We start from the raw sequence: 8,965 nt of genomic DNA on the forward strand, positions 1-8,965 counted from the left end.
CACAGCTCACGAGCGCTCCGTCCCGCCGCCGTCCTCGTCCTGCTGCTCGGGTTGGCCTCGGCCGGCGTACGTGCCGCTGCGTCGGTCGAGGTGGGCGACGCCTTCATCCGGGAATCGGCCGGCGGCCACGAGTGGACGCTGGGCAACAGCGAGGTCGTGGCCACCATCGTGGTCACGAAGATCGGCGTCCAGATCGAGACGCTGGCGCGCCAGGGCGGCAGGAACGTGGTGGTGCCGGCGTTCGGCGACGTCGGCGTCACCATCGACGGCGCTGGCGCGATCCCGGGCGACCGCACGTACCGCTTCGAATCGGCCACCGCGGCCAATGTCGGCGGCCGCGCCGAGCTCACCCTGGGCGATGCTGTCCAGCCCGTGCTGGAAGCCCACGTCCAGGCCGGCGGCGGCCGGTTCCGCGGCATCCGGAACTCCGCCTCCTGGGACGCCGACACCGAGGTGCTGGGACCGCTCAACCGCCTGCAGGCCGGCCACTACCTGCGCGACGACTTCCGCGCCGGGTTCAAGCATCTGGCGCCCATGGGGCTCAGTTTCGACGCCTGGCTGCTGGAGCCGCAGCTCCCGGAACTCACTGACCTGGCCCGCGCCTTCCCCGACACCACCATCGTGCTCGACCATGTGGGCACGCCGATCGGCCGCGGCAGCTATGCCGGCAAGCTCGAGGAACGCTTTCCGATCTGGAAGGCCAGCATGCTGGAGCTGGCGAAGTCGCCGAACGTGGTGGTGAAGCTCGGCGGGATGGCCATGGCCTTCTGCAACTTCCCCTCGTTCCTGGCCGAACCCCGGGCGCCGTCGGAGCAGATCGCCAACGAGTGGCGGCCCTACGTCGAGACCTGCGTCGAGGCCTTCGGCGCCGAGCGCTGCATGTTCGAAAGCAACTTCCCGGTAGACATGGGCTCATGCACCTACGCAGTGCTCTGGAACGCCTTCAAACACCTGGCCAAGGGCGCCTCGGCCACGGAGAAGACGGCGCTGTTCTCGGGAACCGCGAGCAAGGTCTACAAGCTGGAGCTATCCTAGACCTTCACGCCGCCGCTGAACTTGGGCGGTGGGGCGACGTAGGTGCGGAAGGCGTCCAGGACGTCGGCGGTGGTGTCGGCGAAGACCAGCATGTCGACGTATTGCTGGCCGACGAAACCGCTCGTGGCGATCTGCTGGATCGCCTGGCGCGTCAGGTCGTAGTAGCCGCTGACGTTCACAAAGCCGCACGGCTTGGCGTGGATGCCCAGGAGCGCCCAGGTCCACTGCTCGAACATCTCCTCGAAGGTCCCCGGCCCGCCGGGCAGGCAGAGGAAGCCATCGGAGAGGTCGGCCATGGCCAGCTTGCGCTCGTGCATGGAGGTGACGACTCGCAGCTCCGTGAGGCCTGTGTGGGCGATCTCGGCGTTCACCAGATCGGCGGGCATGACGCCGGTGACCCGGCCGCCGGCGGCCAGCGCAGCGTCCGCCACCGCGCCCATCAACCCCACCCTGGCGCCGCCATAGACCAGCGTCAGCCCCTGCTGGGCGATCGTTGTCCCGCAGGCGACCGCCTCGGCCATGAACGCCGGATCCGTGCCCGGCGAGGAGCCGCAGTAGACGCAGATGCTCTGCACGAAAAACCCACGTTGGCGCTGCGGAGGGAGGGTCGCTCCCTTAGGCTGTTTGCGCTCGCCTGTCACGGGCGCTGGCCTTGGCGGAAATCCCTCGCTACAAATCTGGCCACGGCTCGTCATTCGCGATTAGCCGGGCGCCGGGACATGTGCGCGGCGTGGGGACTTTCTCTCGGTTAGGTTGCGACGAAATGGCGAGCGGCACGGTCAAGTGGTTCAACACGGCTAAGGGTTTTGGCTTCATTCAACCGGACGACGGCGGATCGGACGTCTTCGTCCACATCTCGGCCCTCAATCAGGCCGGCATGGACAGTCTGAATGAAGGCGACAAGGTAGATTACGAGCTCGAGCAGGATCGGCGCTCGGGCAAGCTGGCGGCGACCGGTATCGTCGTGACGGCGGCGGGTGATCCCGCACCCCGTCGCGCCGGTGGCGGCGGCTTCGGCGGCGGCGGTGATCGTGGCGGCTACGGCGGCGGCGGTTACGGCGACCGCGGTGGCGGTGGCGGTGGCGGTGGCTACGGCGATCGCGGCGGCGGTGGTGGCTACGGCGACCGCGGCGGCGGCGGCGGTTACGGCGGCGGGCGCGATCGCGGCTTCGGCGGCGGTGGCGGCGGCGCCCGTCCCCGCGGCACGGTGGCGGGCTCCGGCACCGGCCAGGTGAAGTGGTTCAACCCCACCAAGGGCTTCGGCTTCATCAAGCCCGATGGCGGCGGCCAGGACATTTTTGTCCACATCTCGGCGGTCGAGCAGGCCGGCCTCTCGGGCCTCAATGAGGGCCAGACGGTCAACTTCGACCTCGAGCAGGACGGCCGCAGCGGCAAGACTTCGGCGACCAATCTGAAGGTCACCGGCTAGGTTTCCCCGGGGGCCCGCTGACGCGGGCCCCCGATCCGCCAGGGAAACTCGCCTGTCTCCAAGGCGTTGAAAGCGCTCGTGCGGGGATTGCCCTCGCGGAGTGCTTCGAAATGCGCACCCTACTGACCATGTCGTTGTTCACCGCGCTCGCCGCGCCGGGGGCCGCGCTGGCGCAGGAGGCGACCCCTGGCCCCGACACCCTCGACGCGATTCAAGCAGGCCTGTCGCCGCCGGCGGTGTCCGCCGAGCCGCAGCTCATCACCCTGCCGGCACAGCCCGGACCCGCGCCCGACCACATCCCCCCGCCCCTCGAAGCGCAGCCCGTACCGCAACGCGCCGAGATCGCGCCGGCCCTCGATCCGCCCACCACCATTCGACCGATCGTGGTGGAGGCCACAGCGCAGGACGACGGCAAGGTCGAGCGCAAGGTCGGTACGATCGCCGGCGGCGTGATCGGCGGCTTGGCCGGCGCGGCGGTCGCGGGACCGGTCGGCAAGATCGCCGGCAGCCTGGTCGGCAAGACCCTGGCCAAGGGCATCGTCGGCGACGGCAAGGACAAGGAAGAGGACGAGAAGCTCGAGACCGCCGAGGCGGCTCGGGGGGCCGACGAGGCGGCCATGCCCACCGCCGCAACGCAGGCCGCCCCGCCTCCCCTGTCGACGGTCTCCGGCCCCGAGGCCGAGACGCCCTAGCGGTCGGGCGGGACCGGTGACAGCCGCGCCGTGCCTCCGCCGGGCAGGCTGACGGCATAGGCGCTGAAGCGGATGTCGGGCGTCATGTAGTCCGTCGACACGTATTGAGCCCCCGAGGCGAACGCGGCGGCCTGGCGGGCGGTGTCGTTCCGCCGCGCCTCCCAGGTGTCGGCGTCGGCGCGGGTGCGCACGATGAACCCGGCCTTCACGGCCGCGGCGATCCGCTCGGAGAGCGCCGGGACCTCGTTCAGGGTGATGTAGGCAGCGGCCGGCGAGGCGGGGTCGATGTTCACGAACGCGACGCGGCCCTCCAGCACCTTACGGCCTCCACGGTAGCGGGCCACCTGGTCGGGCGGGCAGTCGAGGGCGAACATCACCCGCCCCCGCGCCCGCTTCAGCTTGGGCCATGCGCCGGCCTCCGCCGCGTCACGCAGGGTCTCATGCTTGCCCTGCACCTGGTCCGGCGTGATCAGGGCGGTTTCCGGGAAGACCGAGCGGATCTCGGCGTCGATCTGGTCCATGGCCCGGGCGTCGAACGGCGGAGCCACTGTCGCGCCGGGCAGCTTCAGGCCCCCCTCCTTCAGGTTCAGGAGGATGAGGATAGGCACATGGTCCGGGTGCGCCGTCGACCAGGCGCGGATATCGGCCAGGCAGTCCTTGAACAGGGGACAGACGGAGCGGTAGTCGACCGAGGGCTCGTGCAGCACCTTGAGCCCCGGCTTCTTCAGAGGCGCGAAATCGTACGGGGCCACCGCGGCGCCGGCATTGCGGTAGCCCAGCGGGTCGGCGAAGCGGCCAACGTCAGGGTCGTAGGCGAGATCGATCTCCAACTGCCGCGCGCCACGATCCAGTTGAACCTTGAGCGCCGGGTGGCCGTAGTCGATGGCGTCGGCCTCCCGGGCGCTGAACGCGTGGATGGCCCTCCACTCGTTGGGGGCGATCGCCAGCTTGTAGGAGTTGTGGGTGCCGATGACCTGGATGGCGTTCATCGGCAGCGCGTCGACCGCCTCCCGAGCGCAGCCCGGCTGGCCCGTCGGACGCTCCAGGTCACAGGCGGCGGAGATGGCGGCGGCGGCGAACAAGACGGCGATCATGCGGCGTTTCTTCTACCCTCTAGGGCGGGACACTAAGGTGAAGCCTAGCCCCAGGGAATGACCACCGGCTCGGCCGGGTACTCACCCGCCGCGATTGGCGGCAGCCGGTGCGCTAGTCCGGGCGGGAACACCGGATCGGAGGTCGCCGCCAGATCCGGGATCGTCCACCAACGGATGTCGTCGATCAGTTCGCTCTCGTGCGCGGCCCAGGCCTCGCGGCTGGGCTCGCAGCCGTCGCATCGGGCGACCATGTAGCGTTCGTCGAACACCACCGGGTGGGGGATGTTGAGCACGCCCTCGCGGGCCCAGACGATCGGGCCCAGCTCGAAGGCGGTGATACCGGTCTCCTCGACAATCTCGCGCGCGGCGGCCTCCAGCCACGTCTCATCTGCCTCCAGGCCGCCACCGATCGTGAACCAGGCGCCTGGCCCCGAAGCGCCCGGAAGCCGGCCGTTCATCAGCAGTATGCGGTCGGCCCCGTCCAGCAGCAGGACCCGGGCGGTAGGCCGAACAATGATCGTGGAGCGAGATTTTTTCATCAACTTATGCACGAACTAGAGAAGCCTTAAGGATGGCCGGACAAGTCTTCGGCTCGCGAGCAACCAAAGCACAAAACCAGCCATATGGACGACTTCGCCACCAGTAACCGAGACCTGGTCGCCCGGGTGGCCGCGCTCGAACTGCTGGTCGCCGACCTGGTCCACGTGCTCTGGCAGGTCTCGCCCACGGCCATGAACAAGCTGGCCAACGACGCCGCCCACGACTTGGAGATCGGCCATACCCGCATCGCCCTGCCCGTTGGCGACCACCAGCGCGACCGCCTCTATGCCGTGCTGCGCAGCCGTCAGCGAATGCTGAAGCGCAAGGCGGCCGTGGAACCCTGAGCCCCCCTCCGCAAACCCGATCTTAAGAGGCGCTGGGCCACCTTGGGCCGGTAGGGGAAACGCTTCTTGTCCGCACCGCATCGCTTCCTGGGTTTCGGGTTCGCCGCCGCGGATCTCCTTCTGGAGATTCGCGAGGACGGCAAGGTGGCCTTCGGCCTGGGCGCCGGCGAGGCGGTCCTGGGCGTCGGCGACAGGGCGCTGGCGAATCGGCCGTGGACCAGCCTGATCCACGCCGAGGATCACCCCATGGTCGAGGCCATGTTCGACGGCCTGGGCGACACCACTCGGGCCGGTCCTCTGGTCGTCGCGGTGAATACGCCTGAAGGAGCGCCGCCGCGCTACGCCACCATCACGGCCATCCGTTTGCCGCAAAACGGGGGCGCGATCTCCTGCACCCTGGCGCGGGCGAAGCCGCGCGGCGTCGCCGGCGTGCAGAGCCGAGAGTCGTTCGAGGCGCGCGCCGCCGAGCTGCTGGCCGGTTCCTCGCAGGAGCTGGAACTCGCCTTCGTCCAACTCGCCGGCTTCTCCGAGAGCGAGGCCGCGCAGAAGGATCCCGCACGGCTGCAGGCCCTGCTGGCCGGCATCCTGCGCGCCCAGGCCTACCGCGGCGAGGCGCCTACCGCGGTTGGACACGACCGCTACGCCATGGTGCGTGGGCGCGAAGAGTCCACCGAGGTGATGGCCGCGCGGATCGACCGGGTGCTGGCCAATTCCGGCGTCACAGGCGTCACCACCCAGACCGGCGCCGTCGCCATGTCCGGCATAGAGCGCCCGCGCCAGGTCACCCAGGCCCTGCGGTTTGCGCTGAACACGGTCCTGGAAAGAGGCCTCGATGGAGGCCTGCCGGCCGACTTCTCCGAAGCGCTCGACCGGGCCATGCGCACCACGCTCAGCAAGGCCGGCCAGCTCGGGGCGGCGATCCGCTACAAACGCTTCAGCTTGGCCTTCCAGCCCGTGGTCAGCCTGAAGGACGCCAGCCTGCATCACCACGAGGTGCTGGTCCGCTTCGGCGCCGAGGGCAGCCCCTTCCCGACCATCAAGATGGCCGAGGAGCTGGACCTCATCGAGCCGCTGGACGGCGCGATCCTGGAAGAGACCCTGGTCTACCTCCAGCGCGACCCGGCCCTGGTCCTGGCGGTCAACGTTTCCGGCCGCAGCCTGATGGTCGACAGCTATGTCGAGAACGCCCTGAGGATCGTGGCGCAGAACCCGAGCATCAAGGGCCGGCTGCTGTTCGAGCTGACCGAGAGCGCGGCCGTCGAGGACCTGGCCGAGGCCGATCGGCGGCTGCAGTCCCTGCGCGCGGCCGGATGCCGGGTGTGCCTGGACGACTTCGGCGCGGGCGCGGCCTCGCTCGCCTACCTGCAGCAGCTCACCCTGGACCTGCTCAAGATCGACGGCCGCTACATCCGCGACCTGCAGCACGGCGGCCGCGAGGCGACCTTCGTGAAGCACCTGGTCAACATGTGCGCGGAGCTGAAGGTCCAGACCCTGGCCGAGATGGTCGAGGGGCCCGAGGCGGAGGAGGCCGTGCGCAAGGCCGGCGTCGACTTCGCCCAGGGCTGGCTCTACGGCCGCGCCGGCGAGAAGCCGGTCACCCAGGCCCAGCTCAGCGCCTTCCTCACCGGCGTCGCAGGCCAGGGAAGCTTGGCCATACGCGCAGCAGCCGAGCGGAAGAAGGAGTGGGGCTGAGCGGCCTCACAAATCGTTGATCACAAGCCCGTCGCGTTTGTGCCGCCTCAAACTCCGGGCGTAGGGTTTCTCCCATAGGGCGGCGTCGGCCAGCCTTGCAGGGTCGCTGACCGTCCATAACCGCGCGCTTGAGCGCCTTCGAACTCCCGTTAGAACGGGGCGCTCTCGGCGCCCTCGGTGATGGGAGAACGTATCCATGGCAATCCGAGACATTGTAGGCGGAAGAACTGGGGGGTCGGTTCGGGCGCTCGCGCTCGTCGGCCCCACGAGCGCCGGCAAGACCGCCCTGATGGAGGCCCTGCTGGAGGCCGCGACCGGTCAGGCTGTGCGGCCCGGCGAGGTTGGCGACTCCAGCCCCGAGGCCAAGGCCCGCGGCCACTCGGTCGAGCTGAACTTCGCCAGTTTCGAATTCATGGGCGACCGCTATGTGGTCGTCGACTGTCCCGGATCCCTTGAGTTCTGCGCCGAGATCGACCCGGCGCTGCCGGCCGTGGACCTGGCCATCGTGGTGGCCGAGCCGGACCCCGCCAAGGCGGTGCTGCTGCAGCCCGCGCTGCGCGAGCTGGAGCGCCGCGGCATTCCCCACGCCCTGTTCATCAACAAGATGGACCAGGCTCGCGGCTCGCTGCAGGAACTGCTGGAGGCCCTGGCGCCCGTCTCCTCGGCCCCCTTCGTGGCGCGGCAGATCCCGACCTGGAGCGGCGAGAAGGTGTCCGGCTACATCGACCTGGCCCTGGAGCGGTGCTTCGTCTACCGGCCCGGCAAGCCCTCCGAACAGATCGACATCCCGGGTGACCTCCTGGAGGAGGAGGCCAACGCCCGCTTCCACATGCTGGAACAGATCGCCGACTTCGACGACGAGCTCCTGGAGCAGCTCCTGTCCGACGTCACCCCGAGCCGCGACGCGGTGTTCACCGACCTGGTCCAGGAGATGAACGAGGGCCAGATCGTGCCGGTGTTCTTCGGCTCGGCGGCCAACGGCTTCGGCATACGCCGGCTGCTGAAGGCCCTGCGCCACGAGACGCCGGACGCGTCCAGGGCCGCCGACCGCATCGGCATCACCACCGGCGCCTATGTGCTGAAGGCCGCCTACGCCGGCCAGTCGGGCAAGCTGGCCTACGCCCGCGTGTTCGGCGCCGACCTGACCGACGGCGCCGACTTCGTCATGGCCGACGGGACCCGCAGCCGCGCCGGTGGGCTGTCGCAGGTCCAGGGCTCGGCGTTGAAGAAGATCGCCAAGGCGCCGGTCGGCGACATCTGCGCCATCGGCAAGGTCGAGCACGCCGGCAGCGGCCAGATCCTCTCCACCACCGGCCAGCCGCAGCAGGCCCGGACGGCGGCCGGCGCGCGCAGGCCGCTCTATGCGGTGGCGCTGATGGCGAAGAACCACAGCGACGACGTGCGGCTCTCCAGCGCGCTGAACAAGCTGATCGAGGAGGACCCGGGCCTCTCGCTGACCCACGACGCCGAGCAGCGCCAGGTGCTGCTGGCCGGCCAGGGCGAAGGCCATGTGCGCCTGGCCCTGGAGCGGATGAAGCGGCGCTATGGCGTGGAGATCGACACCCTGCAGCCCAAGACGCCGTACCGCGAGACCATCGCCAAGGGCTGCACCCAGCGCTCGCGGCACAAGAAGCAGTCCGGCGGCCACGGCCAGTTCGCCGACGTGACCATCGAGGTGCGGCCGCTGCCCCGCGGCTCCGGCTTCGTCTTCCAGTCCAGGGTCGTCGGCGGCGCAGTGCCCAAGCAGTGGGTGCCGGCGGTCGAGACCGGGGTCCGCGACGGCCTGACCAAGGGCGTGTTCGGCTTCCCGGTCACCGACCTGGAGGTCACCCTGGTCGACGGCCAGACCCATGCGGTGGACTCGTCCGAAATGGCCTTCCGCACGGCTGGCCGGCTGGCGATCGAGGACGCCCTGAAGCAGACCGGCGCGGTCCTGCTGGAGCCGATCGAGAAGCTGACGGTCTATTCGCCGTCACCCAGCGCGTCGAACGTCACCTCGGCCCTCACCGCTCGGCGGGGACAGATCCTGGGCCTGACGCCGCGGGAGGACTGGCGCGGCTGGGAGCGGATCGAGGCCTACCTGCCGCAGAGCGAGCGCCAGGACCTGATCGCCGAGCTCCGCGGCCTGACCCAGGGCCT

The 8,965-nt window shown here is 69.8% G+C and carries 9 protein-coding genes and 1 pseudogene; 7 read left to right on the plus strand and 3 right to left on the minus strand.

Features of this window, described 5'->3' with window-relative positions:
- The coding region (locus tag QZV94_RS19830; RefSeq protein WP_293680877.1) for an amidohydrolase at positions 1-1,035 on the plus strand (1,035 nt) is incomplete at its 5' end.
- On the opposite strand, the gene QZV94_RS19835 is transcribed toward QZV94_RS19830, so the two are convergent.
- Positions 1,032-1,610, minus strand: coding sequence for a TIGR00730 family Rossman fold protein (locus QZV94_RS19835; protein WP_293680880.1), 579 nt, complete (start codon positions 1,608-1,610; stop codon positions 1,032-1,034). The genes QZV94_RS19830 and QZV94_RS19835 overlap by 4 nt on opposite strands.
- Before the next feature lie 188 nt (positions 1,611-1,798).
- On the opposite strand from QZV94_RS19835, the pseudogene QZV94_RS25250 reads away from it, so the two are divergent.
- The 3 genes and pseudogenes from QZV94_RS25250 to QZV94_RS19845 all read left to right on the plus strand — a co-directional run.
- A pseudogene (locus QZV94_RS25250) lies at positions 1,799-1,987 on the plus strand (cold-shock protein); the annotation flags it as partial.
- Positions 1,988-2,242: 255 nt separating this feature from the next.
- Positions 2,243-2,464 (plus strand): cold-shock protein, encoded by a 222-nt coding sequence (locus QZV94_RS25255; RefSeq protein WP_367254927.1) that lies wholly within the window; start codon positions 2,243-2,245, stop codon positions 2,462-2,464.
- Between the two features lie 110 nt (positions 2,465-2,574).
- The gene (locus QZV94_RS19845) at positions 2,575-3,156 is read left to right on the plus strand and encodes a hypothetical protein (RefSeq protein ID WP_293680886.1); all 582 of its coding nucleotides are present in this window, start codon (positions 2,575-2,577) and stop codon (positions 3,154-3,156) included.
- On the opposite strand, the gene QZV94_RS19850 is transcribed toward QZV94_RS19845, so the two are convergent.
- Together QZV94_RS19850 and QZV94_RS19855 are read right to left on the minus strand one after the other, a co-directional pair.
- Positions 3,153-4,250 (minus strand): phosphatidylinositol-specific phospholipase C1-like protein, encoded by a 1,098-nt coding sequence (locus QZV94_RS19850; protein ID WP_293680889.1) that lies wholly within the window; start codon positions 4,248-4,250, stop codon positions 3,153-3,155. The two genes, QZV94_RS19845 and QZV94_RS19850, sit on opposite strands and share 4 nt — an antisense overlap.
- Positions 4,251-4,294: 44 nt before the next feature.
- Positions 4,295-4,789, minus strand: a complete 495-nt coding sequence (locus tag QZV94_RS19855) for an NUDIX domain-containing protein (RefSeq protein WP_293680892.1) — start codon at positions 4,787-4,789, stop codon at positions 4,295-4,297.
- An 84-nt stretch (positions 4,790-4,873) separates the two neighbouring features.
- Here QZV94_RS19855 and QZV94_RS19860 point away from each other — a divergent pair, with 84 nt between their 5' ends.
- The 3 genes from QZV94_RS19860 to QZV94_RS19870 all read left to right on the plus strand — a co-directional run.
- Entirely contained in the window at positions 4,874-5,134 is a 261-nt protein-coding gene (locus tag QZV94_RS19860) for a hypothetical protein (protein WP_293680895.1), read from the plus strand.
- Between the two features lie 66 nt (positions 5,135-5,200).
- Positions 5,201-6,826 (plus strand): EAL domain-containing protein, encoded by a 1,626-nt coding sequence (locus tag QZV94_RS19865; RefSeq protein ID WP_293680898.1) that lies wholly within the window; start codon positions 5,201-5,203, stop codon positions 6,824-6,826.
- Between the two features lie 196 nt (positions 6,827-7,022).
- Positions 7,023-8,965: elongation factor G (locus QZV94_RS19870; protein ID WP_293680901.1), on the plus strand; the 1,943-nt coding region annotated here is incomplete at its 3' end.

This window comes from uncultured Phenylobacterium sp., assembly GCF_902826855.1.
Lineage (GTDB): Bacteria > Pseudomonadota > Alphaproteobacteria > Caulobacterales > Caulobacteraceae > Phenylobacterium.

Excerpts from the sequence above, each read along its gene's own strand:
- QZV94_RS19845 (WP_293680886.1), top strand. The coding sequence starts at position 2,575 with ATGCGCACCCTACTGACCATGTCGTTGTTCACCGCGCTCGCCGCGCCG.
- QZV94_RS19850 (WP_293680889.1), bottom strand. The coding sequence starts at position 4,250 with ATGATCGCCGTCTTGTTCGCCGCCGCCGCCATCTCCGCCGCCTGTGAC.
- QZV94_RS19855 (WP_293680892.1), bottom strand. The coding sequence starts at position 4,789 with ATGAAAAAATCTCGCTCCACGATCATTGTTCGGCCTACCGCCCGGGTC.
- QZV94_RS19860 (WP_293680895.1), top strand. The coding sequence starts at position 4,874 with ATGGACGACTTCGCCACCAGTAACCGAGACCTGGTCGCCCGGGTGGCC.